General features: G+C 61.0%; 22 protein-coding genes and 1 tRNA gene. 14 read left to right on the top strand and 9 right to left on the bottom strand.

Annotated features, from left to right (window positions below):
* From SH809_06215 to SH809_06195, 5 genes are all read left to right on the top strand, one after another.
* Positions 1-2,150 (top strand): M1 family metallopeptidase (locus tag SH809_06215; protein MDZ4699278.1); only part of this gene is annotated, 2,150 nt, incomplete at its 5' end.
* Positions 2,151-2,245: 95 nt separating this feature from the next.
* Positions 2,246-2,770 carry a DUF6702 family protein gene (locus tag SH809_06210; protein MDZ4699277.1) on the top strand — a complete coding sequence of 175 codons (525 nt, stop codon included), beginning with the start codon at positions 2,246-2,248 and terminating at the stop codon, positions 2,768-2,770.
* A gap of 96 nt (positions 2,771-2,866) precedes the next feature.
* Complete coding sequence (locus tag SH809_06205; protein ID MDZ4699276.1) at positions 2,867-4,702, top strand: GAF domain-containing protein; 1,836 nt, start codon at positions 2,867-2,869, stop codon at positions 4,700-4,702.
* A gap of 197 nt (positions 4,703-4,899) precedes the next feature.
* Positions 4,900-6,291, top strand: coding sequence for an FAD-dependent oxidoreductase (locus tag SH809_06200; protein ID MDZ4699275.1), 1,392 nt, complete (start codon positions 4,900-4,902; stop codon positions 6,289-6,291).
* An 18-nt stretch (positions 6,292-6,309) separates the two neighbouring features.
* Positions 6,310-7,803, top strand: a complete 1,494-nt coding sequence (locus tag SH809_06195; GenBank protein MDZ4699274.1) for a sulfatase — start codon at positions 6,310-6,312, stop codon at positions 7,801-7,803.
* Between the two features lie 76 nt (positions 7,804-7,879).
* Here the strand turns inward: SH809_06195 and SH809_06190 are convergent, their stop codons facing one another.
* From SH809_06190 to SH809_06165, 6 genes are all read right to left on the bottom strand, one after another.
* Entirely contained in the window at positions 7,880-9,661 is a 1,782-nt protein-coding gene (locus SH809_06190) for a DEAD/DEAH box helicase (protein MDZ4699273.1), read from the bottom strand.
* Positions 9,662-9,841: 180 nt separating this feature from the next.
* On the bottom strand, positions 9,842-10,591 hold the full coding sequence (gene fabG / locus SH809_06185) for a 3-oxoacyl-[acyl-carrier-protein] reductase (GenBank protein ID MDZ4699272.1): 750 nt from the start codon (positions 10,589-10,591) through the stop codon (positions 9,842-9,844).
* A 12-nt stretch (positions 10,592-10,603) separates the two neighbouring features.
* A complete protein-coding gene (locus SH809_06180) occupies positions 10,604-11,638 on the bottom strand; it encodes a beta-ketoacyl-ACP synthase III (GenBank protein MDZ4699271.1) in 1,035 nt (344 codons plus the stop codon).
* 39 nt (positions 11,639-11,677) lie between these two features.
* Entirely contained in the window at positions 11,678-12,688 is a 1,011-nt protein-coding gene (gene plsX, locus SH809_06175; GenBank protein ID MDZ4699270.1) for a phosphate acyltransferase PlsX, read from the bottom strand.
* Between the two features lie 129 nt (positions 12,689-12,817).
* On the bottom strand, positions 12,818-13,009 hold the full coding sequence (gene rpmF, locus SH809_06170; GenBank protein MDZ4699269.1) for a 50S ribosomal protein L32: 192 nt from the start codon (positions 13,007-13,009) through the stop codon (positions 12,818-12,820).
* Between the two features lie 77 nt (positions 13,010-13,086).
* The gene (locus SH809_06165; GenBank protein ID MDZ4699268.1) at positions 13,087-13,584 is read right to left on the bottom strand and encodes a DUF177 domain-containing protein; all 498 of its coding nucleotides are present in this window, start codon (positions 13,582-13,584) and stop codon (positions 13,087-13,089) included.
* A gap of 1,011 nt (positions 13,585-14,595) precedes the next feature.
* Here SH809_06165 and dnaA point away from each other — a divergent pair.
* A complete protein-coding gene (dnaA, locus tag SH809_06160) occupies positions 14,596-16,146 on the top strand; it encodes a chromosomal replication initiator protein DnaA (protein MDZ4699267.1) in 1,551 nt (516 codons plus the stop codon).
* Positions 16,147-16,327: 181 nt separating this feature from the next.
* On the top strand, positions 16,328-17,455 hold the full coding sequence (gene dnaN, locus SH809_06155; protein ID MDZ4699266.1) for a DNA polymerase III subunit beta: 1,128 nt from the start codon (positions 16,328-16,330) through the stop codon (positions 17,453-17,455).
* A gap of 15 nt (positions 17,456-17,470) precedes the next feature.
* Here dnaN and SH809_06150 read toward each other — a convergent pair whose 3' ends face one another.
* From SH809_06150 to SH809_06140, 3 genes are read right to left on the bottom strand one after another with little or no spacing between them, the layout of a single operon-like run.
* Positions 17,471-18,877 carry a glycosyl hydrolase 53 family protein gene (locus SH809_06150; protein ID MDZ4699265.1) on the bottom strand — a complete coding sequence of 469 codons (1,407 nt, stop codon included), beginning with the start codon at positions 18,875-18,877 and terminating at the stop codon, positions 17,471-17,473.
* A 59-nt stretch (positions 18,878-18,936) separates the two neighbouring features.
* On the bottom strand, positions 18,937-19,842 hold the full coding sequence (locus tag SH809_06145; protein MDZ4699264.1) for a hypothetical protein: 906 nt from the start codon (positions 19,840-19,842) through the stop codon (positions 18,937-18,939).
* Between the two features lie 30 nt (positions 19,843-19,872).
* Positions 19,873-20,550: a sigma-70 family RNA polymerase sigma factor gene (locus SH809_06140; GenBank protein ID MDZ4699263.1), complete on the bottom strand. Its 678-nt coding sequence runs from the start codon at positions 20,548-20,550 to the stop codon at positions 19,873-19,875.
* Positions 20,551-20,845: 295 nt separating this feature from the next.
* Between SH809_06140 and rplM the strand changes: the two genes are divergently transcribed.
* From rplM to SH809_06105, 7 genes are all read left to right on the top strand, one after another.
* Positions 20,846-21,289, top strand: coding sequence for a 50S ribosomal protein L13 (rplM, locus tag SH809_06135; protein ID MDZ4699262.1), 444 nt, complete (start codon positions 20,846-20,848; stop codon positions 21,287-21,289).
* 40 nt (positions 21,290-21,329) lie between these two features.
* Positions 21,330-21,725: a 30S ribosomal protein S9 gene (rpsI, locus tag SH809_06130; protein MDZ4699261.1), complete on the top strand. Its 396-nt coding sequence runs from the start codon at positions 21,330-21,332 to the stop codon at positions 21,723-21,725.
* Positions 21,726-21,835: 110 nt separating this feature from the next.
* The gene (gene rpsB / locus SH809_06125) at positions 21,836-22,660 is read left to right on the top strand and encodes a 30S ribosomal protein S2 (GenBank protein ID MDZ4699260.1); all 825 of its coding nucleotides are present in this window, start codon (positions 21,836-21,838) and stop codon (positions 22,658-22,660) included.
* Positions 22,661-22,717: 57 nt separating this feature from the next.
* On the top strand, positions 22,718-23,548 hold the full coding sequence (gene tsf, locus SH809_06120; GenBank protein ID MDZ4699259.1) for a translation elongation factor Ts: 831 nt from the start codon (positions 22,718-22,720) through the stop codon (positions 23,546-23,548).
* A gap of 252 nt (positions 23,549-23,800) precedes the next feature.
* Positions 23,801-24,586, top strand: a complete 786-nt coding sequence (gene pyrH, locus SH809_06115; protein MDZ4699258.1) for a UMP kinase — start codon at positions 23,801-23,803, stop codon at positions 24,584-24,586.
* 29 nt (positions 24,587-24,615) lie between these two features.
* Complete coding sequence (gene frr, locus SH809_06110; protein ID MDZ4699257.1) at positions 24,616-25,185, top strand: ribosome recycling factor; 570 nt, start codon at positions 24,616-24,618, stop codon at positions 25,183-25,185.
* Between the two features lie 68 nt (positions 25,186-25,253).
* Positions 25,254-25,342, top strand: a tRNA-Ser gene (locus SH809_06105).
* The last annotated feature ends 67 nt before the right edge of the window (positions 25,343-25,409 follow it).

The raw sequence follows: 25,409 nt of genomic DNA, 5'->3' as shown, positions 1-25,409 counted from the left end.
TTTCCAACCACTCCCTTCCGGTCATGGTAGCTCGCATCCCCTCCTATGCCGCGTTAACCGCCGCGCTTCTCATCCTTATTGCCGCGCCGGCGCCGGCGCAAAACTGGCGCAACGTCGATGGCGACGTCCGCAGCCAGAACCACTCGATGTTCAGAACGCTCGATCAGTGGGCGGACCCCACGTCGTCCCGCACGGCCGCCGGCTTCCCCGGCAAAGACTACTGGCAACAACGCGCCGACTACCGGATCGAGGCCGCCCTCGACACCGTCACCCACAGCATCCGCGGCTCCGAGCGCATCACCTACCACAACAACTCGCCGGACGAACTCGACTTTCTGTGGGTCCAGCTCGACCAGAACGAGGTCTCGCGCGAACACAGCCGCTCCTACCAGATGCAGGAGGCCCTGCCGGACAGCATTCCCGCCCGCTTCCGCCAGTTCTTCAACCCCACGCCGTTCGACGGCGGCTACACGATTTCGCGTGTACAACTCGTCGACGCCGGCGGCCGGCTGCGGGATGCCGACTACACGATCCGCAACACGATCATGCGGGTGGATCTGGAACGGCCCCTCACCTCCGGTGAAACCGTCCAGTTCGAGATCGACTGGAGCTACCCCATCCCGGATAACGGCCGCGGCGCCAAGGAACGCGTCCGCGACGGCTGGCTGTATGAGATGGCCCACTGGTTTCCGCGCATGAGCGTCTACGACGACGTGAATGGCTGGCAGACCGAGCAGTTTCTCGGCCAGGGCGAGTTTTATCTCAACTTCGGCAACTACGACGTGAAACTCACCGTGCCGTGGGATCACATCGTCGAGGCCACAGGCCTGCTCCAGAACCCGGAAGAGGTGCTTACAAAAACCCAGCGCGACCGCCTCCAGCAGGCCTACCAGGGCCAGGAGCCCGTCTTTATCATCGGGCCGGACGAGGTGATGACGGCCGAGAGCCGGCCGAAACAACGCGGCACCCTCACGTGGCACTTCAAGGCCGACAACGTGCGCGACTTCTCGTGGGTCTCCTCGAAGACGTACGTGTGGGACGCCGCCGGCTTCACCTACCGCCCGGGCCAGACGCCCATCCAGATCCACTCGTTCTACCCGCGCGACGCCATGCCACTCTGGGACAAGGTGTCCACCCGCGCCACCATCGTCACGATGGAAACGTACGGACGGATGTCCCTCGAATACCCGTACCCGAAGGCCGCCAACATCCATGGCCCGGTGTTTGGCATGGAGTACCCGATGATCGCCTTCTGCGGCGCCCGCCCCCAGTCGGACGGCACCTACTCGGAGGCCGTCGAACGCGCCCTCATTGGCGTCACGATCCATGAAGTGGGCCACAACTGGTTCCCTATGATCGTCGCCTCCGACGAACGGAAGTGGACCTGGATGGATGAAGGGCTGAACTCGTTCCTGCAGTATTACGGGGAGCAGGACTACGCCACCAAGTTCAAGAACACCCCCATCTGGTCCCAGACCACCGACGGCACCTTCCCCAGCCGGCGCGGCCCGGCCCGGAATATCGTCGACTACATGCGCGGCGAGGAGCAGGTGCCGATCATGACGGAGTCGGACATCATCCAGAACAACTTCGGCAACAACGGCTACTCGAAGCCGGCCGCCGGCCTGTTCATGCTCCGTGAACACATCCTCGGCCCCGAGACATTCGACGACGCCTTTCGGAAGTACTCCGAAAAGTGGGCCTTCAAGCACCCGCAGCCGGCCGACTTCTTCCGGTCGCTCGAGGAGACCGCCGGCGAGAATCTCTCGTGGTTCTGGCGCGGCTGGTTCTATACGAGTTACGCCAACGACCAGGCCATCGCCGGCGTCAGCGAACAACCCTCTGAACAACTCCTCGGCAACACCGAAAACGGCCAACACTACTACCGCGTCGAGGTCCAGAACGACGGCCAGCTCATCATGCCCGTCGAACTCGAAGTTACCTACGAGGACGGTTCCAGCGAACGCTTCGATATGCCGGCCGATGTATGGCGCTCCAACGAGGTGAGCTTCAAAAAAGGCTTCTTCTCGGACAAAAAGGTCGTCCGTGTCGAACTTGACCCCGATGAGGCTTTCGCGGATATCGACCGCGAGGACAATCTGTGGGAAGCGCCCGAAGTGACGCCGCCCACCGAAGGATCGAACGAATAAGCGAAGCGGGTTCGGGGTTCCGGGTTCGGAGTTCCGTGTGTGCCCTGGCTGGATCCGCTCGGACCCCGGAACTCTGAACCCGAAACACCCAACCCATGCTCCACCGCATCGTCCCGCTCGTACTGACCCTGCTCGCCGGCTGCCTCTTGATGGCCAGCCGCTTGGTGGCGCCGCACGAGTTCCACGTCTCCTACGCCCGGCTTGCGGTGGAAGGACCCATGGGCATGATGCAGATCCGGCTGTTCAAGGACGACCTGGAAGCCGGCCTGCAGAATCGGTTTGGCATCTCCGACCTTACGATGCGCGCCGATCCCGAGGTAGACTCCCTCTTCGGCGTATATCTGAATGAGAAGCTGGTGCTGTCGGCCGGCGGCATCCCCGTGCCCGGCGTCATTGTGTCCAGCGGGGAAGAATTGCAAAACGGCATCCCCGTGTGGTGGTACACGCTCTCGTACGAGGCGCCGGAGGCGTTCGCCGCGATCCATATCCAACACGATGTGCTCATGGAGGTGTTCTCGGACCAGAAGAATGTGTTTCGGGTGAAGCACTTCCCGAGCGAAAAAGAATGGTCACTGTATTTTGTCCCCGGAGATTCGGATTTTGAGCTGACGCTTGAGTAGCGAACCGCACAGCGTCGCCCGCCCGCTCCCCCCTGGTGCGCCGCTTTCGACCGGGACTGCCCCGGAATCTCATCCATTTGTATCACCGGTACCCGCATGCCAGCTCCACCCGGCAAGCCGTCCGCCACTCCTTCTGACGGCATGGATCCGAAGGCGCTCGAGGCGCAGTTGCTTGCGGAACGCAAAAAACTGGTGCTGGTCCAGGAAGTCGGCCGGGCCCTCTCGTCCGGTATCGACCTTGAGGCCCTACTCGTGCTCATCATGGAGCATATCACGCTGCTGATGGAGGCCGACCGGTCCACGCTCTACCTGATGTCCGACGACCGGAAGTCCCTTTGGTCACGCCTCGCGCAGGGGGAGGAATCCGTCGAGATCCGGCTCAAACCGGGTGAGGGCATCGCCGGCTGGGTGGTCGCCTCTGGCGAGACACTCAACATCCCGGACGCCTACAGCGACTCCCGCTTCCAGCCGTCGTTCGACCGCAAATCCGGCTACCGCACCCGCACCATCCTCTGTATGCCCATGCGCAATCACGATGGCCAGACGATCGGGGCCGTCCAGGTGCTGAATAAACGGGAAGGCACGTTCGACGCCGGCGACGAATCGCTCCTGGGCGCCCTCGCCAGCCAGGCGGCCATTGCCATCGAAAACACGAAACTAAACGAGTCGCTCCTAAACAAAAACGTCGCGTTGTCCCGGGCCCGATGGGACCTCGAGCAGCGCAACCGCGAGATCAACGTGCTCTACGCCATCGAGCGAGAGATGCACGCCGCGGACGACCTGGATGAGCTGCTCGACCGCATCCTCCAGCAGGCCATCGCGGCCGTCGGCGCCGAGGCCGGCTCCGTGGCGCTCCGCTCCCGGAAACAGGGTGACCTCCGCTTCCATACCACCGCCGGCGAACACGAGGCGCGCGTCATCCGCCAGCGCATCCCCATGGGTGTGGGTATCATCGGATGGGTCGCGGCGCGCGGCGAGCCGGCGCTTGTCAACGATCCCGATACTGACGACCGTGTCGCCCACGCCTTCGCTGAAAAACTCGGCGCCCGGCCGCGCAACCTGCTCTGCGCCCCCCTCATCCTAGGCGACGATACCGTCGGTGCGCTCGAGTTGATCGATAAAAAATTGGACGCCGGCGGCAACGGCCTTTCGTCCGCCGGCTTCGACGAAGGGGATCTGCGCCTACTGCAACTCATCGCCGGCCAGGCGTCCCGCGCGATCCAACTCGCACGCGCCAAGATGGACCGCGAAAACGAGAACCGGCTCGCCACCATCGGCCAGATGATGGCCGGCGTCATGCACGACCTCAAGACGCCGATGACCATTGTCTCCTGGTATGCGGAGATGATGACTGAACTGGCGGACGCCGACAAGCGTCGCGAGTATACGGAGTTGATCAAACGGCAGTTCGACCTCATGAACGGAATGACCCGCGAGGTGCTGGCCTTCGCGCGCGGCGAGAGCCAGCTCCTCATCCGAAAGGTCTTCCTCGCCCGCTTCCTGGACGAAGTCACCGCCCATCTACGCCATGAACTCGCCGGCAAAGGGATCGAAATCACCCTCCAGGCGGATTACACCGGCATCGCCTATTTCGACGAGCATAAGATGATGCGCGTCATCCATAACCTGGCGCGGAATGCCGCCGACGCCATGCCGGAAGGCGGACGTTTCAGCATCCGCACCTCCGCGGACCCGGATGCCATCTACCTCGATCTCGGCGACACCGGCCCAGGCATACCCGAGTCTCTCCTCGGCCGCCTCTTCACCCCCTTCGCCACCGCCGGAAAAAAAGGCGGCACCGGCCTCGGCCTCGCTATTGTCAAGAAAATCGTGGACGACCACGAAGGTACGATCTCCTGTATCTCCTCCCCGGGCCAGGGCGCACGCTTCACTATCACCCTCCCGAGACGCGCCGATCCGCAGGCGGGATGAGGCGGAGCCACGAATAAATGCAAAGTGAACAATGCAAAATGAAAAGGGATAGCTCACGGCGCATGTTGCACGTTGCATGTTGCCCTTTGCACGTTGCACGTTGCATTTTTCACATTGCACGTTGCACTCTTTACAAAGTGCCAGTCGCCCGTTAGCTTGCGGCGACCTATTCGTTCCCCGCCTTCGTTCGTACTCCTATGGCAGCAGGATCACCCGACCAACCCTTTCGCGTAGCCATCGTTGGCGCCGGCCCCTCCGGTTTTTACGCCGCGGCCCACCTCCTCAAGAATCCCTCCGTTGAAGTGGACCTTTTCGATCGCCTCCCCACCCCTTATGGACTCGTGCGCGGGGGTGTCGCTCCGGACCACCAGAAGATTAAAACGGTCGTGCGCCAGTACGACAAAACGGCCCAAGACCCCCGCTTCCGATTCTTTGGCAACGTAGAGCTCGGCCGACACCTGTCCGTCGAGGACCTCCACCAGTTCTACCACCTGATCTGCTACACGACGGGCGCCCAGACCGATCGCACCCTGGGTATTCCGGGAGAAGCCCTCGCCGGCAGCCACTCGGCGACCGAGTTCGTCGCCTGGTATAATGGCCATCCCGACTTCCGGGACCTGTCGTTCGACCTCTCCCAGGAGCGCGTCGCCGTCGTCGGCGTCGGCAACGTGGCCGTCGATGTCGCCCGTATCCTCTGCCGCACCCCGGAGGAACTCGCCCGGACGGACATGGCCGACTATGCCCTGGAAGCGCTTCGACACAGCAAGGTCCGCGAAGTGGTCATGCTCGGCCGGCGCGGACCCGCCCAGGCCGCGTTCACCAACCCGGAAATCAAGGAACTCGGCGAAATGGAAGACGCCGACGCAATCACCCTCCCGGCAGAAGTCGCCCTCGACCCACTCAGCCAGGCCATGCTGGAACGAAATCCGGACCGGGCCATCGACCGGAAGATCGAAATCCTCCAGGAAATGGCCGTCGAGCGCCCCCTCACCCGAGCCAAAAAACTCATCATCCGCTTTCTGGTATCCCCCACCGAAATCGTAGGCGATGAACACGGAACCGTACGCGCCCTCCGGTTGGAGAAAAACTCGCTGTCAGACGACGGCCGCGGAGGTGTCCGCCCGGTGGGCACCGGCGTCATTGAAGAAATGCCCGTCGGGCTCATCTTCCGCTCCGTCGGTTACCTTGGCGTCCCCCTACCGGGGATCCCGTTCAACGCACGCGCCGGCCTCATCAACAATACCAACAGTCGCGTCGTCGATCCAACTTCCGGCCAGCCCGTGACGGGCGAATACGTGGCTGGATGGATAAAACGCGGCCCCAGCGGCGTCATCGGCACCAACAAAGCCTGCGCCGTCGATACCGTGGATCGGATGATGGAGGATGCCGCGCGCGGCGAACATCTTCATCCCGCCCACTCCACAGCCGCGGAGGCTGAGGCCTTTGTCCGAAGCCGGCAGTCGGAGGTTTTCACGTACGCCGACTGGCTCAAGCTCGACGCTCTGGAGACGGCGGCCGGCGAAGCACTGGGCCGGCCGCGTGTAAAGTTCACCCGCATCGACGACATGGTTGCCGCCGTCCTTCGTTAACCCCCAGGAAACCCCCCCATGACGTCACGCCTCGCCTGCTACGGGCTGCTGCTCGCGCTCCTCGGCTGCGAATCCCCCGCGCCCGAGTCAGAGGCGGATGTGGAATCGCAATCCGCCTCAGTCCGGCCTAATATCCTGTGGCTCGTCGGCGAGAACATGAAGTTGGACCTGGGCATCTACGGCGCTCGACAGGTTCACACGCCCCACCTGGACTCCCTCGCCCGCCTCGGAATCCGCTACACACGGGTTTTCTCGACCTCGCCTGTGTGCGCCCCGAGCCGCTCGGCGTTTATGACGGGGATGTATCAGACAACCACCGACACGCACAACATGCGGTCGCATCGAACGGACGACTATCGTCTGCCCGAGGGTGTCCGCCCACTCACCCACCGCCTCCAGGACGCCGGCTACTTCACGGCCAACATCAAGTATATCGATTCGCTGGAGGTGGGAACAGCCAAGCTGGACCTCAACTTCGTGAACGAGGGGCCGATCTACCAGTCGAACGAATGGAACGACCTCAAGGCCAACGAGCCCTTCTTCGCGCAGATCAACATGCCGGAGAGCGAATACGATATCTACGACCGGCAATCCTACAAGCACGAGCGGGTGAAATGGTATGGGGAAGATCAACACCCCCGCATAGCCACACCGGAGAACGTCACGCCGCCACCGTATTACCCGGATCACCCGGTTGTCCGGGAGGAATGGGCGCGGTATCTGAACTCGGTATCGGGGATGGACGTGCGGATCGGGTGGATCCTGGACCGGCTCCGCCAGGAAGGGCTGGCCGATAACACCATCATTGTATTTTTTGGCGACAACGGCCGGATGGAGCCCCGCGGCATCCACTGGCTGTACGATACCGGCATCCACGTCCCGATGATCGTCTATTATCCGCCGGCGCTTGCTCCTCCGCCCCAATACACCCCTGGCGGCGTCATCGACGATGTGATCAGCGTGCTGGACCTCACGGCGACGACGCTCTGGATGGCCGGCATCGAGCGACCGATGAACATGCAGAGCCGGGTGTTCCTGGGCGATCGGCCGGACCCTCCCCGCACCTATGCCTTCAGCGCCCGCGACCGGGTCGACGAAACGCTCAACCGCATGCGCTCGGTCCGCGAGTCCCGCTACCACTACATCCGCAACTACATGCCCGAGATGGGCTTCGCGTCGCTGAACCGCTACAAGGAGAAGTGCTTCATCATCCAGCCCATCATGCGGGAGATGCTCGCTGCCGGCACGCTCACCGGCCCCGCGCTCGATCTCATGAAACCCCTTCCCTACGAGCAGCTGTTCGACACCGAGGCGGACCCGCATGAGATCGGTAACCTCGCGACGTCCACCCACCCCGAACACCAGGCCGCGTTATCCCGGCTGCGCGGCGCGCTCGACACCTGGATCGCAGAGACCGGGGACCGCGGCGAATGGCCGGAGCCGGACAGCATCATCGCCCCCTTCGAGCAGGAGATGCACGACTGGTTCGGCACGCCGGCGTGGGCAGAATGAGGGTTAAGGTTTTGAGGTATAACGCTCAACGGAGATCCCTTTAAACCTCGAACCAAGAACCTTAACCCTTCACGTATCACCGTCGACGCCCACCGCCACCCGAACGGCCCCCCGGGCGTCCACTGCCGGACCGAGGCGGCCGCCGGCTGGCGAGGCGTTCCTCCTCTTCGCGGTCGCGACGCGGCTCGGGAGGCGGCGGCTCGCGGTAGACAAACGCGCCCTGCTCCAAATCTAGCTCGTCAACCAGCATCGCCAGCAATTCCGGCTCCTCCGCCACCAACTGCTGAACAAGCGGGACAAACCGCTCGCCGCGGACGCGGGTCAGGTTGGATTTACCCTTGAGGTGTGCTTCGAGCCGATCCTCCATGAGTTCTTCGTTGGATCCACGCGCGTCCTCAGGAATCTCTTCGGGCTCGGCGAGCCGGCCGAGCGAGTGCGCCAGGTACACGTCGTCCACCAGGATGCTGAGCAGCGTCGGCTTTTCCGCCGAAAGCCGCTCGACCAGCGGGACGAAATAACCCAGGTGCTCCCGCGCATAGTCGGTCTTCTCGCGCATCCGCTCTTCGAGTACAATCGTCATGCGCTCGGCCACGCGGACCTCCACGTCCTCGGAGCTCGGCACCTCGTGCTGCTGCGTATCCACCCCATATTTTTTGGTGATGCGGAGCAGGCCGTTTTTCTCCGTCGCCGTCGTCACGACGATCGCGGTGCCCGTCTTGCCGGCGCGAGCGGTCCGGCCCGACCGATGGATATAGTACTCGGGGTCCTGCGGCACGTCGTACATAAAGACGTGGCTCAGATCGGAGATATCGATGCCGCGCGCCGCCACATCCGTGGCGACCAGATAACGCAGATCGCCTTTTCGGATCCGATCCATCACCTTCTCGCGAGCGCGCTGGTCCAGATCCCCTGAAATCTCACTTGCGTCGTACCCGAAGTTGCGCAAGAACTTGGCGAGGTACTCCACGTCGCGTTTCGTATTGGCGAAGATGATGGCCGAATCCGGGTTTTCCATCTCGATGATGCGGACCAACACGCGGTCTTTTTCCATCGGGCTGGCCACATAATACCGATGTTCGATGCTGTCTACGCCGATCTGTCCAGAACTCAACGAGAGGAAGCCGGGGTCGCGCAGAAAGTCCTGGGCCAGCGACCGCACTTTGGGCGGCATCGTCGCGCTGAACATGTACGAATTACGGCTGGCCGGCAGGTAGCGACGCAGTTGCTTCATCGCGGGGTAAAACCCCATCGAAAGCATTTCGTCCGCCTCATCGAGCACGAGCACCTTGAGATCGTCCAGCGTAAACGTGCGGCGCTCGAGGTGGTCGAGGATACGACCGGGCGTACCAATGACCACCTGGGCGCCGCCTTTAAGCGACGTGTTCTGGGATTTGTACTTGACGCCGCCGTAGACCAGGGCCGATTCGAGCCGGTATTCGTCATCGACGAAGGCGCGCTGCATGGCCTCGAACTCCTCATGGATCTGGCGGGCGAGCTCGCGCGTCGGGCAGAGGAGTAGGGCCTGCGTCGTGGCCGAGCGGGAATCGAGGCGCTCGAACAACGGAAGGAGGAAGGCGCCCGTCTTGCCGCTGCCTGTTCGGGATTGGACGATCATGTCGCGGCCGGCGACGAGGTACGGTATCGACAACTCCTGCACCGGCATCAGGCTGTTCCAGCCGGCGGAGATCACGGCGCGTCGGATCGTGTCGGACAGCGTATCGATGGTGGCACGAGGCAGTGCCGGGTCGGGTTCTTGCAGGGTGGCGACAGTGCGTTCCTCACGGGCGTTCTGCTGAGCCCTGGACGTCAGGTCGATTACCTGGGTAAACGCGGGTTTATCCGATTCTTCAGAAACCATATGTCATCAAACTATTCCCCTCAGGTCGCCGGAGGGTACACGATACAAGCGTCTTACTGTCGTTTCAGACGGGCGGTCGTTCGAAATACGCGAATGGAGAAGCCCGGTAGGCGTCGAACGCGCACCGACCAGACTCGGTAAGATAGTAGAAAATCAGGGGACAGTATAGGGCAGGACCGTTCACATCGCCAGCCCGCCATCGACGAGGAGGACCTGTCCGGTAATATAGTCGGCCTGAGGAGAAGCCAGAAAGAGAACGGCGTCTGCGATTTCTTCCGGGCGCGCGGTGCGCCCCAGGGGGATCTGGTTAGTGAGCTCCTCGCGTGCTTTTTCCGATAGTTCGGCCGTCATATCGGTATCCACATAGCCGGGGGCCACCACATTGACCGTGACGCCGCGTTTGCCGAGTTCCTTGGCCAGGCTTTTCGAGAACCCGATGATGCCGGCTTTTGAGGCCGCGTAGTTGGCCTGTCCGGCATTTCCTGTAACGCCGACCACCGAAGAAATGTTGATGATCTTACCGGAGCGCTGCTTCATCATGGGCCGGTAGGCCGCTTTGGCGTAATTAAACACGCTCTTCAGGTTCGTGTCGATCACGGCATCCCAGTCCGATTCGCTCATGCGGATCATCAACCCGTCGCGTGTGATGCCGGCGTTGTTGACGAGCACGTCGATGGATCCCCACGCCGAAACGACGGCATCGACCGTTTTCTGGGCGTCGTCGAAGGAGGCGGCGTCGACCTGGAAGGCAAGGGCCTGCCCGCCGTTTTGTTCGAGCTCGGCGCGGAAGGATTCAGCCTGTTCGGCGGAAGAGCGAAAAGTGAACGCGACCCGAGCGCCGGCGGCGGCGAAGGCTCCTGCCATCGCCCGGCCGATGCCGCGCGTACCGCCCGTAACGAGAATGTTCTTGCCCTTGAAGTCGAACGACATGATCGGATCGAGTTAAGCGTTGGCGCCCGCGGCGGCGCTGGCCTCGGCGCGAACGGTCGCCCCATCGTAGGCCCATCGAACGTACGCGGCGCCCCAGGTGAAGCCGCCCCCAAAGGCGGTCAGGATGATGTTGTCACCCTTCTTGAGGTCGGCCTCCCAGTCGTACAGGCACAGTGGAATCGTGGCGGCGGTCGTATTGCCGTACCGCTCGATGTTGAGCATCACCTTCTCATTGTCCACGCCCATACGCCGCGCCGTGGCGTCGATGATGCGCTGGTTGGCCTGGTGGGGGACCAGGAAGCGGACTTCGTCGCCGGTGAGTTCATTACGTTTCATGATCTCTTCGGCTACATCGGCCATCCCCGTCACGGCATATTTAAACACCGTCTTGCCATCCTGGTAGGCGTAGTGTTGCCGGGCGTCGACGGTCTGGTGGGAGGCGGGGTGGAGGCTACCGCCGGCAACCATACACAGGGCCGACGAGTTCGAGCCATCCATGTACTCGATCGTGTCCAGGACGCCATACCCCTCGGTATCGGCTTCGAGCAGTACCGCGCCGGCGCCGTCGCCGAACAGGACACAGGTGGTGCGGTCGGTATAATCGACGATGCTGGACATTTTGTCCGCGCCGATCACCAGCACCTTTTTATGCTTGCCGGACGTGATAAAGGATGCGCCGGCGGACAGGGCGAACAAAAATCCGCTGCACGCCGCTGAAAGGTCGAAACCCCAGGCCTTCGATGCTCCGATTTGCGCCTGGACGAGACAGGCCGTCGCCGGAAACACCATGTCCGGAGTGACGGTCGCGACGATGATGAGTTCGACTTCGTCGGCCGTGATCCCGCGTTTCCGCAGCGCCTCACGCGCCGCCTCCGAAGCCATAAACGCGGTGGCCTTACCTTCTTCCTTCAGGATGCGCCGTTCACGGATACCCGTCCGCGACACGATCCACTCGTCGGTAGTATCTACCATACGTTCCAGTTCGGCGTTGGTCAACCGATACGAGGGGAGGTAATGACCGACGGCGGTAATAGCAGCCTTAAACATGGACAACACGGCTAACGAAATAGGATAACAGAGATCGAGTCAGTCGCTGAAGTTCTCGGAGAGCCGATCGGACAGATGTTGATTGACGATACGAGAAGCGGTCACGATCAGCTGCTCGATGGCGCGTGGGGTAGAGCTGCCGTGTCCGATCAACACATTGCCGGCAATGCCCAACAGGGGCGCGCCGCCGTATTCCTCGTAGTTGAATCGCTTCTGGATACTGCCCAGTAGCGTCTTGACGAGTTGGCGCTGCTCCGGCGAAAATTGAAGACGTTCCATCTCTTCAGCGACCATGGTGGATAACACGGTCGTCATGCAGCTCTCACCAAACTTCAGCACGATGTTGCCGACAAAGCCATCGAATACAACGACGTCGGCCGCATAATTGAGCAGGTCCCGCCCCTCGATGTTGCCGATGAAATTGATCGACCCATCCACTTTGAGCAGCTCGTAGGCGGCTTTGGCCTGCTCGTTGCCTTTGCCCGGCTCCTCGCCGATGTTCATCAGGGCGACGGTGGGGCGGGGGCGTTGCAGTACCTGCTCGACAAAGATGGAACCCATCTGCGCGAACTGGACGAGGTGCTCGGGCTTGCAGTCGACGTTCGTCCCCATGTCGACGCTAATCGTGTGTTTCCCTTTGGTGGTAGGGATAAACCCGAGCAATGTGGGGCGCGCCACGTTGGGAAGCCGCCCCAGGATAAACAAGGATGCGGCCATGACCGCCCCCGTATTGCCGGCACTGATGAACGCATCCGCCAGCCCCTCTTTCTGGGCCTTGAGCCCGATATGGATCGACGACTTCGGCTTGTTCTTCACAGCCGATGCCGGCTGCTCGCCCATCCCGATTACCTCCGGTGCGTCTACGATCCTGATCGGCAGCCCCTCACAATTTCCGCAGCGTTGCATCTCCTCGGCTACGATGGCTTCCGGGCCAACCAGCAGAATCTCCAACTGGCCCTCGGCCCGTTGCAATGCTTGCACGACCCCTCGAACAACCACGGATGGGGCATGATCTCCCCCCATCGCATCCACTGCAACTCGAATAGCCATGTAATGTCCGATTATCTAGCTAAACCGCACAGGGCACCGATTCATGCCTGCACGCCGTGACGGGAAGGCCTTAAGAATACTGGTTCGCTGCAAAAAGCGCAAAAAGACCAGGACTCCAGGGACGGGAGGTCACGCCGCTTCGACGCCTTCGACGATCTTGCGGCCGCGGTAGTAACCACAGCTCGGGCACGCACGATGGCGTACCTTGGTATTGCCGCAGTTGGTGCATTCGGCCATCTGTGGCTTCACAAGACTGTTGTAATAGACCGCGCGGCGCGAACGCGAGCGGGCTTTCGAGTGTTTTCGTTTTGGATTGGCCATGGTAGGTATTCCTCATTTACCGGGATCAACAGGGTAAACATAGTACGACGGCCGCCAGATCGATCCGGCGAACCGCTTCACAAGGCGCCGTCATCGGTCCGAAGATTACGGAGCGCATCCCAGCGGGGATCCACCACCTCATCATCGGCCGGCGCGCCATATTGCAGCGGTAACTCCAACGCATCCGCACCTGGCGCCACACGGCGATGCGGCAACGCCAGCAGCAACGTATCCCGGACGGCTTCCGTAAGGTCGATCTCCTCCTCTTCAGGAGCGAGTTCGATCACGTCGTCCAACGATTCATCCCGCGGCTCGGTCCCGCTGCCCAAAACATAGAGCATCGCAAAATCACCCGCCACCGGTTCGTCATAGGGAACGAGGGTCCGGTCGCAGATCAGTGTCGCCACCCCGCTGGCCGTCAGACGCACAAACACGTTCTCGGGCTGCACATCAAGGCGCACATGGAGCCGAATGTCGCTAAAGACGGCAGGATCCAGCCCGAGCGATTCCGGCTCAGGCTCCCTGTCGAACTCGTGCGGGCCGCTTTTTAACGGCTTGAGATCAATTCGAACCATGACGCTGACCCCTTTCAGTACGTCGGGTTACAAGAGGCACTACCTGTATTGTACCCCTGTCACCGGCACGCTGTCACCGGCACCCTGTCACCGGCACGGTTGACGCCGTACAAACACACGGGACGCTGTGGCACTGATACAGCTTGGCTTTAATCCCTACCCCTACAGAAGGTTTCCATATTTCGCCCAAAAAGCCCGTGAACTTTCTAAAAATGCCATCTAGCGGTTTGCAACTTCGTTACCGCTTGAAGCCAAAAAACCAGGACCACTTGCTTGACGTTACCGGCCATTATGGTTACCATAAAATCCCAGGTAGGGGAATGCATCGACGTGCCTACGCACACGATTCTGTCACACGATTTTGTCACACGATTCCAGCTCCGTTACTAACCACGCTTTTAGTTACGGCACTATACCGAGGCCCTGCCTCACGACGCCACTCACAGGCCCCGCGCAGGCGATACCGAGCATACATCCGCAGCATGTATCGACGGTCAAGCGCGAACCTGTGCACGCCTGCATCGGGTACCCTAACCGGCGACACACTGCAGCACGCCCGGTTTTGACCCGATGCCCTACGACGTTAGGCCGCTCTGTGCACAACATGTGTACACCCGGATGAATGAGGGCGCGCCAACGCCATCACCATTATGGGCGGAGGGTAGCTTCGTGCCTGCGTGTGTATACTAAATGACACACCCGGCGAATGTATCTGTGATTTTTGCGCCTGGTGGCGCATGTGCCCTTGTTGATAACTTGTCAACAAGTACAGAATTTGGGCGAACCAGTCGTACCGTGGCGCAGGGTTGTGTCCGGGCCTGTGTGAATAAGTAGTGCATATCTATGCCGCACGTCCTTGCGGCGGACGCATTCCATCTGTTGTCCTTGTGTCGGCTTCGCCGTCTTGAGGTATCTGGCCTATCCGGGAAAAGCATCATCCACCCATGAAACCGGTCGTACGCGCTCGCTCGTGTATACGCCGGTACGCTTTGATACTGCCAGTCCACGCGTATGGAACTATCGGCCAATCAAGTCTGGCAAACGTGTCTCGATATCATACGAGACAACGTCAGCCGGCAGAGCTTCAAAACCTGGTTCGAGCCGCTCAAGGCACTGAGCCTCCTGGAGGAAGATGGCCAACGGAAGCTAACTATCCAGCTTCCGAGCCGATTTTATTATGAGTGGCTCGAAGAGCACTACTATGCGCTCCTTCGCAGAACGATAGTCAAGGTCGTAGGGCCGCAGGGCCGCCTGATCTACAATGTCGTGATCGAAAAGGAAGATGCCGAGACGGGGCACGAAGGCTCGTCGATGCAGGTAGCCGCGCGGCAGGCGGACGCCGAACCCGCGCCTGTGTCGCCGAACCGCCCCCCCAGCCGGTCCTCGCCCACCGCTCCGCATCCGTCGTTTGACACGGCCGGCGTCACGAACGGGCAAACGGCAGGCCCGCGGTTCAGCCCGCCCCCGCCCGCTAAACCTGGCCCGTTCTCCAACCCCTTTATCATCCCGGGCATCAAGCCGGCGCCGGTCGAGAGTAACCTCAACCCCTCGTACACCTTTGAGCGGTTCATCGAAGGCGACTGCAACCGCCTGGCCCGCAGCGCCTCGCTCGCGATCGGCCAGCAGCCGGGCGCCACGAGCTTCAACCCGTTCATGATCTACGGAGGCGTCGGGCTTGGAAAGACGCATCTGATCCAGGCCATCGGAAACTATGCCCTCGCGAACCACAACGCCCGCTCGGTCCTCTACATCTCCAGCGAACGGTTTACGAACGAATTCGTCCAGGCCATCCAGAACAACCGGGTGAGCGAGTTCTCCCTTTTTTACCGCCAGATCGACCTGCTCATCGTGGACGACGTGCAGTTCTTCGGCGGAAAAGAGAAAACGCAGGAAGAGTTCTTCCACATATTCAACACCCTGCACCAGTCCGGCAAGCAGATCATCCTGTCCGCCGATCGCCCACCCCGCGATATCCCGGGCATTGAGGAGCGCTTGCTCTCCCGCTTCCAGTGGGGCCTCACGGCGGACGTCCAGCCGCCCGAGTTCGAAACACGCATCGCCATCCTGCAACGACGCGCCGAAGACGACGGCATCCAGGTCGCCCGCGACGTGGTCGAGTTCGTCGCGCACCATGTTAAAAGCAACATACGCGAACTGGAAGGGGCGCTCATCCGCCTCCTGGCGCATGCCACCCTGCATAACCGTGAGATCGACCTGCCCCTCGCGCGCGAGATGCTGAAAGACCTCATCAAAGACACGCGCATCAACCTGACGATCGATGAAATCCAGCGTATCTGCTGCGAGTACTTCGAGATCACGGAAGACCTCGTGCGCGGCAAAACTCGGAAACGCGAAGTCGTCCAGGCCCGCCAGGTCGCCATGTACTTCAGCAAGGAATTGACCCAGCACTCCCTCAAGACCATCGGCCTGTATTTCGGTGGGCGAGATCATTCGACGGTGATTCATGCGAATCAGAGTGTCGAGAACCAGATCGATACCAACCCGAAGTTCGCCGGCATTATGAACGAAATCCGGCAACGGCTCGACGTGCGTAGCCGATAACCCACGCAACGATCCCGGCTCGAAACCTTCTCGATCCCGGATCGTTGCCGTGCACACCGCTATATCCCTGGCGCTATTTATATAGCCTTACCCCCGGTTCGCGATTCCCGGGGATGGACAAGCCCCTCTCCAGCGCGTAGATTTGACATCGAATTCCGTCCCTTCATTAGCTACCCGGATCATGAAGTTCACCGCATCGAGTGCCGACCTGTTGAAAGCGCTCACCACCGTGGGCGGCGCTGTCCCGACGAAGAGCACGCTGCCCGTGCTGGAATGTATCCTGTTTACACAGGAAGAAGGTCGGCTGAAGCTGACCGCAACAGACCTCGAGATCTCGATCGTCCAGTCGCTTCCGGTGCATTTCGACGCCGCGTTTCCCGGTCGTAGCCGCATCGCCGTGCCGGCCAAGCGCCTGCTCGATACGCTCCGCGCCCTCCCCTCGCTGCCCATTTCCTTTACCGCCGACGAGGAATTCCACATTACATTAAAGACGGATCAGGGCGTCTATAAAATGGTCGGATTCGATGGCGCCGATTACCCGGCCCTGCCGGAGATCTCCCACAAACACACCATCGAACTCGCCGGCGCGGTCCTTCGACGCGCCATCCAGATCGCCAGCTTCGCCGTCAGCAAGGACGCCCTGCGGCCGGCCATGATGGGCATCTACTTCCAGGTCAAACCGGAAAACAGCCGCATGGTGTCCACCGATGGCCACCGCCTCGTCCGCCTCACGATGGACGATGTCACCAGCGAGCAACCTAAAAACTTTATCGTCCCCGAAAAAGCCCTGGCCCTCGCCGCCCGCGTAGTCGGCGACGAAGCCTGCACGATTGCCGTGGACGACAGTTATGCCGCGTTCGACCTGGGCACCGGACAAGTGCTCACTCGGCTCGTCGACGAAAACTACCCGAACTACGAGGCGGTCATCCCGATAGAAAACGACCGCCGCCTCGTCATCAACCGCGATGCGATGCTCGCCGCCGTCAAACGCGTCGGCCTCTATTCGTCCAGCATGACGAACCAGATCCGGCTCTCACTCGATGCGAACCGCCTGGAGATCTCGGCCGAAGACATCGAACGCTCCAGCGAAGCGCGCGAAACGGTCTTATGCGAATATAGTGGCGATCCGATGGTGATCGGCTTTAATGCCATCTACCTGACCGACGTGCTCGGACACATCGCCGCGGACGACATCGTTTTTGAGTTGAGTACACCCAATCGCGCCGGCATCGTCACCCCCCTCGAACAACGCGAAGGCGAAGATCTGCTCATGCTGATCATGCCGGTGATGCTGAATACCTACGCCTGATCGTCATCGCCGGCGTCATTGCCGAACGATACGCGCAAACACGCTTCCTTCGGGTGCTTCGATCGCACAGAAGTACAGACCGGCCGGCATACGACGTCCCGCGCCATCCTGCCCATCCCACTGCCACCTCACCCCGTCCCCGGACGATCGACCCGGGCCCAACGAAACCACGCTTCGCCCCAGGCTATCCAGGATGTGCGCATGCATCGGCTGGAGGGTCCCTCGTGCATTCTTCCCCTCATAAACAATCTCTACCGTCGTATGGAAAGGCGTGGGATACACGTCAATTGCACCGGCTACCGGTTCTGACTCGGAAGTTACGCCGGTGGTCGACTCCGGCGCGAATGCACGCATCGACGCAAGCACTTCCCCGGCGAAGTTGAATAATGCAAGGTTTTCCATCACCGAGCCAAACGAGGGCCCACTTATGGCAAGCGGCTCCCACAGGAATACCCCTATCCCGCGGTTGGCCGGCGTCGCCTTCACCCGACGGTGCAGTTCGCGAAAAAAAGCCTCCTGACCGGCGACGGTGGCGGGGTAGCCGGGCAACAACTGAGTCGGGTCGCCCACCAGGTTGTTGACGGTATCGTTCCATGCCAGGGTCCACGGGTACCCCGTCTCGACGACGACGATATCCTTGCCGTAGCGGCCGGCGAGGTCGGTCAGGTTGCGAGAGAGATCATCGAGCGATCCATGCCACCAGGGGTAATAGGACAGACCGATGAGGTCAAACGCGATGTCCTCCGCCATCAGCTGATCGAAGAACCAGCGGCTGCCAGCGTTGTCCGCCCCTCGGTCTATGTGGATCATGATGCGCAACGAATCTCCAGCCGGCACGGCCTCCAACGCGCCCTCCCGAGCGGCGGATAACAGGCTGGCGAGTTGCTCCCACTGGGTGCCTGTATTAAACGCATTACACACGCGTCCGGCATCCCAGAGCATCCCGCAAATGATTTCGTTGCCCAGCTGGACGATGTCCGGCAGGGTATTCTGTCTGGCGAGGGCGTCAACGACGGAGAATGTGTAGGCTCGTACGCTGTCGCGGAGCGCATCGAAGGACTGCCCGGCCCAGGCGGTGGGGACGAACTGTTTGCCGGGGTCGGCCCATGTGTCCGAATAATGAAGATCGAGTAAGAGATCCAGGCCTGCCTCGCGGGCACGGGCGGCCGTCGCCAGCGTCTCTTCAAGCGTATTGCGGCCATCCGGCGGTGTGTGCCAGACGCGGAGGCGAATGGCGCCAAATCCGTTCGAAGCGAGGATGTCCAGCGGATCCGCCGGCAGGGCGTCTACGGTAAACACGCCGTCGCCGGCTTCCACCTCCTCCAAAAAACTCACATCCGCGCCCAGGATAAAGGACGCCGTTTGCCCGGCCACGGGCAGAGCAAGCGAACAAAGAAGCAGGGACCAGAGAGCCGTTCGCATCGATTTGGATAGTGTTGGTGGAGGATTGGCCTGCCGTGTCGAACACCCGTGCGAGCGTGTCACCGTCGGGCTGCGATGCGTGTAAGCAACTCACGTGCGGCGGCCGCGCGGTGACTCTCACCGGCCGCCACCTCGGCCAGTTCATCCCGTGCGGCATCACGATGGTCTCCGGCCAGATACACCCGCGCCAGCGTATAACGAGCCTCATGAGACAAGAATGAGGTCGCGGGCTCGACGGCGATCACCCGTTCGAGCTCCTTTTCCGCCCGGTCTAATAACGCCGCCTCATACCGCGGAAACAGGCCGAGGCCGGCCTTGCGGGCGTGTTTGAACGAGGAGAGCGCGTGGCGATACAAGACATCGGGAGACGCCGGTTCAGTCGGCGCCGCCGCGCCGCGTTGAATAGCATCAAATCCGGGCAGGTCGAGTTCCTCGGGTTCGATATAGGCCAGTCGATCGATAGCGCGAAGCCGCGCGGAGGGGATGGCGACCGCCAGCAGCGCGAGGGCCATGCAGCCGACCGCGAGTGTCAGGCGGCGCCATGCGAAAGGGCGCGTGCCGGCTTGTGCCGGGCGATCCATTCGGAGGGGGGCTTCCTCCTTCAGGCGATACCCCGAGAGCTGTTCAAAATGCGCGACGGGGTCCATGGCCGAAGATAACCGATCCAGCCGGCCCGCCAGGGCGTCGTACCGCGAACGGAGCGCCGAAGAACTGTCGAGCGCGCGGCGTATCCGCGTGTCGTTCAGGCCCGGATGCCCCAGCTGAGTGTCAACGAGGTGGGCGAGCAGCTCTTCGTCCGTTAATCCCCCGGCATTTTCTTCGTACTCGGCGTGTATCGAATCAAAAAGGGTCCGAGCCTCAGCTAGCACCGGCGCAAGCTCCGGATGCCGTGCCACATAGGCCTCGACGCTGCGACGTTCGTCCTCGGTAAGGTAGCCGTAGCTCAGTATATGCTCGGTCGTCATGTGGTCCATAAAAAGTGATCCTCCATCTGTCTAATCAGACAAGGGTTGCTCCCTGGAAATACCCTCTCGTCCCATGTCTTCATCGAAATTAAATCGACAGAACCAGAGAAAGTCGGGGTCGGACCGGAGCCGCTGCAGCGCCTTGTTGGCATAGGAACGCACCACGACCACGTTTTTACCGGTCAACAACGCGATTTCCTCATAGGAGCGTTCGTGGATGACCCGCAGCTCGGCGATCGCGCCCAGGTAGTCCGGCAGCCGGCCTATGGCGGCGATGATCGCCTTAAAAAGCACCACCGCGTCCACGTCGGGCTCAAGGGGATCCAGGGGTGTGTCAAACGTGAGGGCGAACGGGATCGTTTCAGGGTGGTGGGCACGCAGGTAATTGATGTGTTGGTTGTGGCATACCACGCTGACCCAGCTGGCATAGCCATCCAGATTTTGAATCGTATGGCGTTTGCCCACAACCTGTTCGTAGATCTTGCCCAATTGAACGTCCAGATCCACTTCATTCAGTTCCGGATCTCGGGCAAACTTGATGAGGAGGTAGCGCCAGATGAAACAATAGGTCCACAGGTCGACGAGTCGTAAATCGTCCTGCGCACGGAGGCTTAGCCAACGGCGATACAGCGCGTTCACCTGGTCGATGGCATCCAGAGGAAACGGCAGGCGGCGTTTGAGGGCGTGGAGGGCGTGGAATACGGGCATGGGGGGGTTGGCTCTGTGCACAAAATACGTGTTGTCCGAAGCCAGCGCCAGTCGTTTATGGATCTACTAAACATCGCCGGCATGCGCGGGTCCGTGGGGGGATTCGTCAAGATTGGAGGAAGATTGTTTGAATTGAAAACATCGCGATACCCCTGGCGTGTGAGTCTTCGCATAAAAATGTCGGGATCCCGGGGAGCCCACGCCCGTTCAAGGCGGGCTCTAGCCTCATTGGAACCTGGCGTTAGCCTGCCAATTTGCCTTTATTTCCTAAAGAAACGCTGAACGAGGGGTCCCGATGGATACCAACAGCTTTAAGACCTATAGTGCCCGGCCGGTGGAAGTCGTGCGTGCGTGGCACGTAGTCGACGCGGAGAACGAGGTCGTAGGTCGTCTCGCGTCGCATGTGGCCACCCTGTTACGCGGGAAGCACAAAGCGAGCTACACCCCGCACATTGACACGGGCGACCATGTCATCATCATCAATGCGGACAAGATTCGCTTCACCGGCAAGAAAGAAACGGACAAGGAATACTTCAGCCACACCGGGTATCCCGGCGGCGTGAAGATCCGTACGCCGAAGGAATTGCGGACGAAGAAGCCGACGTTTGCGCTTGAGAACGCGGTGAAGGGGATGTTGCCGAAGGGCCCTCTGGGGCGCCAGATGATCAAGAAACTGAAGGTGTATGCGGGGCCGGAGCATCCGCATGAAGCCCAGAATCCGCAGCCCATCTCGTTCTGAGATCCTGACCTTTACACCGTAGCACGGCAACCAATCCATTATGTCTGCACTCGTACAATTCACGGCGATCGGCCGGCGTAAAACGTCTGTAGCGCGCGTGTATCTGCGCTCGGGCAACGGCACGATCACGATCAACAAGCGCACGATCGAAGATTATTTCCCCCTTTCGTGGCGACGCAAGGAGATTCTCGCCCCGTTTGACAAGACGGGAACGACCGGCAACTTCGACGTCGTGGTGAACACGAACGGCGGCGGACCGACCGGCCAGGCCGAAGCGATTCGCCTGGGCATCGCCCGTGCGCTCGTCAAGTATGACGAAACGCTCAAGAAGCAGCTCCGCGACGCGGACCTGCTCACGCGCGATCCGCGCATGGTCGAGCGCAAGAAATACGGCCAGCCCAAAGCGCGCAAACGCTTCCAGTTCTCGAAGCGCTAACGAGTGTCGTTTAGCGCTTATCACTCATACGCCCCGATACACGGCCGGGTGGCCTCGCAAGAGGTCTGGCCACGTACACGACGGGTGTAGCGGAAACACAACCCGATACCATGAGCCAGGCACAAAGCAACGGACATCGCGTCCAGATCGAAGCCCTGTTAAAAGCAGGCACGCACTTCGGCCACCTGACCCGCCGGTGGAATCCGAAGATGAAAAATTACATCTTCATGGAGCGGAACGGCATCCACATTATCGACCTGATGCAGACACAGGCGTTGCTGGATGCGGCCGCTGATGCCGCGACGCGCTTCACGAAAATGGGCCGGCGTATCCTGTTCATCGGCACGAAAAAACAGGCCAAGGACATCATCCGGCAGCACGCTGAAGCCTGCAAATCCCCCTATACGGTGGAGCGCTGGCTGGGCGGCACCCTGACGAACTTCCAGACTATCCGCAAGAGCATCCGGCGGATGGAGGACATCAAGAAGATGGAAGATGATGGGACCGTCGAACAGCTCAAGAAGAAAGAGCGGCTCATGAAGCAGCGCGAGCTCGATAAGCTCCAGCGCGTGTTGAAGGGCATTGCCGACATGCCGAAGCTCCCGGGCGCCGCGTTCGTGGTGGACATCAACCGCGAACACATCGCGGTCAAGGAGGCGCGCAAGCTGGGTATCCCCATCATCGCCATCGTGGATACCAACTGCGACCCGGACCTGGTTGACTTCCCAATTCCGGCCAACGACGACGCACTCAAGTCGATCGACCTCATCACCTCGGTCATCGCCGACGCCATCAATGAGGGCTACAGGGCGAAGGGCGTCGATTCTGCCGTGGAAGAAGCGGAGAACGAACGCCTCGCTTCGGAATACGAGGGCGACGAGTCGGAAGAGGATTTTGTCGACGAAGTGGGCGAAGGCGAGGAAGACGAAGCGTGATCGCTTCGCCCCGTCCCGCTCTGAAGGATTGCGTACAGATTAAAATCAAACGATACCATGTCGATCTCTGCCCAGGATGTAATGCGGCTCCGCGAAATCACCGGAGTCGGTATGATGGATTGCAAAAAGGCCCTTGCTGAGGCGAATGGCGACTTCGACGCCGCCATCGACTTGCTGCGTAAAAAAGGCCAGAAGGTTGCCGCCAATCGTGCGGACCGCGAAGCGAAGGAAGGGCTGGTGGTTACGGCCGTCAGTGCCGACCGCAAGAAAGGTGCGATTGCCGAAGTGAACTGCGAGACGGATTTTGTGGCCCGAAGCGACGACTTCAAGACGTTCGCCGAGGCTGTTGCCGGCATCGTCCTCGCCAGCAACCCGGCCGACGGAGACGCCCTGCTCGCGCTCCCCTTCGGTAGCGCTGAAACGGTGGGCTCCGCCGCGCTCGCGCTCACCGGGAAGGTCGGCGAAAAGGTGGATATCCGTCGCTTCAAAGTGGCCTCCTCCACAGGCGGAGTCATCGTCCCCTACGTACACCCGGGCGCTCGCCTTGGTGTACTGGTCGAAATGACCGGTGAGGGCAACACGGCCGAAGCCGGCCGCGATGTCGCCATGCAAGTGGCCGCACTGAATCCGATCGCCACGACGCCGGACGAAGTGCCGGCGGACATCAAGCAGAAGGAAATGGAGATCGCCCGCGAAGCCGCGCAGGCCGAAGGCAAGGCGGAAGCCATGCTGGATAAAATCGCCCAGGGTAAGCTGCAGCGCTTTTATAAAGACAACGTGTTGATCGAGCAGCCTTTTGTCAAGGACTCCTCGGTCTCGGTCAAAGAAATGCTCCGCAAAGCGCAGGTGGATGTTCGCGGCTTCCATCGCTTCGCGCTGGGAGATTGACCTGTTCGTACGAACGCCCTGGCATGCGCCGGCCAGGGCATTTCAGTAGTGCGTTTCATGATACCCCCGGAGTGCTCCGGGATGGCAAGGCCGGCCGGATTCATCCACCCATCCCCTCCGCCCGGCCCCCCCTGAGCGCCTGCCGCGTTCCACGCCTCTTCGTGCTGGCGCCCCTCGCTGGATCCCGTCGATCGCGCGCCAGGAAGGATCGTTTCATTGTTCGTTCACCGATGCACCCCGCGTCTCTATACTATGCCTGAGGATCAGCCCAAACGCGACGCTCCCCACTATAAACGTGTTCTGCTCAAATTAAGCGGCGAAGCGCTGCTTGGAAACAGGGAGTTCGGGATCGACGAAGAGGTACTCAACGGCTACGCCCGCGCTGTTCGGGACGCCCAGAACCTCGGCGCCGAAGTCGCCATCGTCATCGGCGGGGGCAATATATTCCGAGGGATCGAGGCGAATAAGGGGATGAAACGTGCCCATGCGGACTACATGGGCATGCTCGCTACCATGATCAATGCGATGGCCCTCCAGGACGCCCTGGAGCAGGCCGGCCTCAAAACCCGCCTCCAGTCCAGTATCCATATGGACGAGATCGCCGAACCGTTCATCCGGCGACGCGCCATCCGCCACCTCGAAAAAGGACGCGTCGTTATCTTTGGCGCCGGCACCGGGAATCCGTATTTTACGACCGATACCGCCGCCTCCCTTCGCGCCCTTGAAATCGACGCTCATGTCATCCTCAAAGGCACCCGCGTCGATGGCATCTTTACGGCCGACCCCGAAAAGGATCTTTCCGCCGAGCGTTTTATCCGGATCCATGGGAGCGAAGTGATCAAGCGGGAGTTGCGCGTTATGGATATGACGGCCTTTACGCTGTGCAAGGAAAGCCGCCTGCCCATCATCGTGTTTAATATGGACGACCCTGGCAACCTGCTGCGCGTCATCCAGGGCGAGCAGATCGGCACCCTCGTGTACTGGGGTGAAACACAGCCCCCCACGATGGCTCCACGCACGGCAGGACTCAACGCTTAACCCCCGAACCTTGACTGACAGGTTGTACGATGCTTGACGAGATGATCACCATGGTGCTCGACGACGCCGAAGACAAGATGAATCGCGCGATCGAGCACTTGCGTCACGAACTCAGCAGCATTCGCGCCGGCCGCGCCACGCCGGCCATGCTCGAAAACATCCGGGTGAACTACTACGGATCGAGCACACCACTGAACCAAATGGCCAACGTCGCTGCGCCCCAGCCGGACCTTCTCGTGATCCAGCCGTGGGATAAATCCTCGCTGGGGGATATCGAAAAAGCCATTTCAGCCGCCAATATCGGCGTAACGCCCTCCAATGACGGCATGCTGATTCGCGTTCCGGTGCCCCCGCTCTCCGAGGAGCGCCGAAAAGATCTGGCAAAGGCTGCACGCGTCCGCGGAGAAGATGCACGAATCGTCATCCGCAATATCCGCCGGCACGCTAAGGACGAAGTCAAGTCCATCCAGCTGTCCGAAAACCTGCCCGAAGACATGCGCTACGAAGCGGAAGAGCGACTGCAGGCCATGACGGATCGCCACATCGAAGGCATCGATAAACTGATGCATCGAAAGGAAGAGGAAATCATGGAGGTATGAGGCGCGAGGTTCGCAGGAACTTGTACTCGGTACTGCGATATGCTTACGCCCTGAATGCCTGCCCAGTCGGAGAGATGACCGAGTGGCTGAAGGTGCACGCCTGGAAAGCGTGTGTACTCCTAACGGGGTACCGAGGGTTCGAATCCCTCTCTCTCCGCCGCGCCCAGGAGCCGGATCGCCAGCGCGGTCCGGCTCTTTTGTAAACGGCCTGAGGCCTCCCGGCG

This window comes from Rhodothermales bacterium (assembly GCA_034439735.1).
Taxonomy (GTDB): Bacteria; Bacteroidota; Rhodothermia; order Rhodothermales; family JAHQVL01; genus JAWKNW01.
This window is presented reverse-complemented; position numbering and strand designations above follow the sequence as displayed.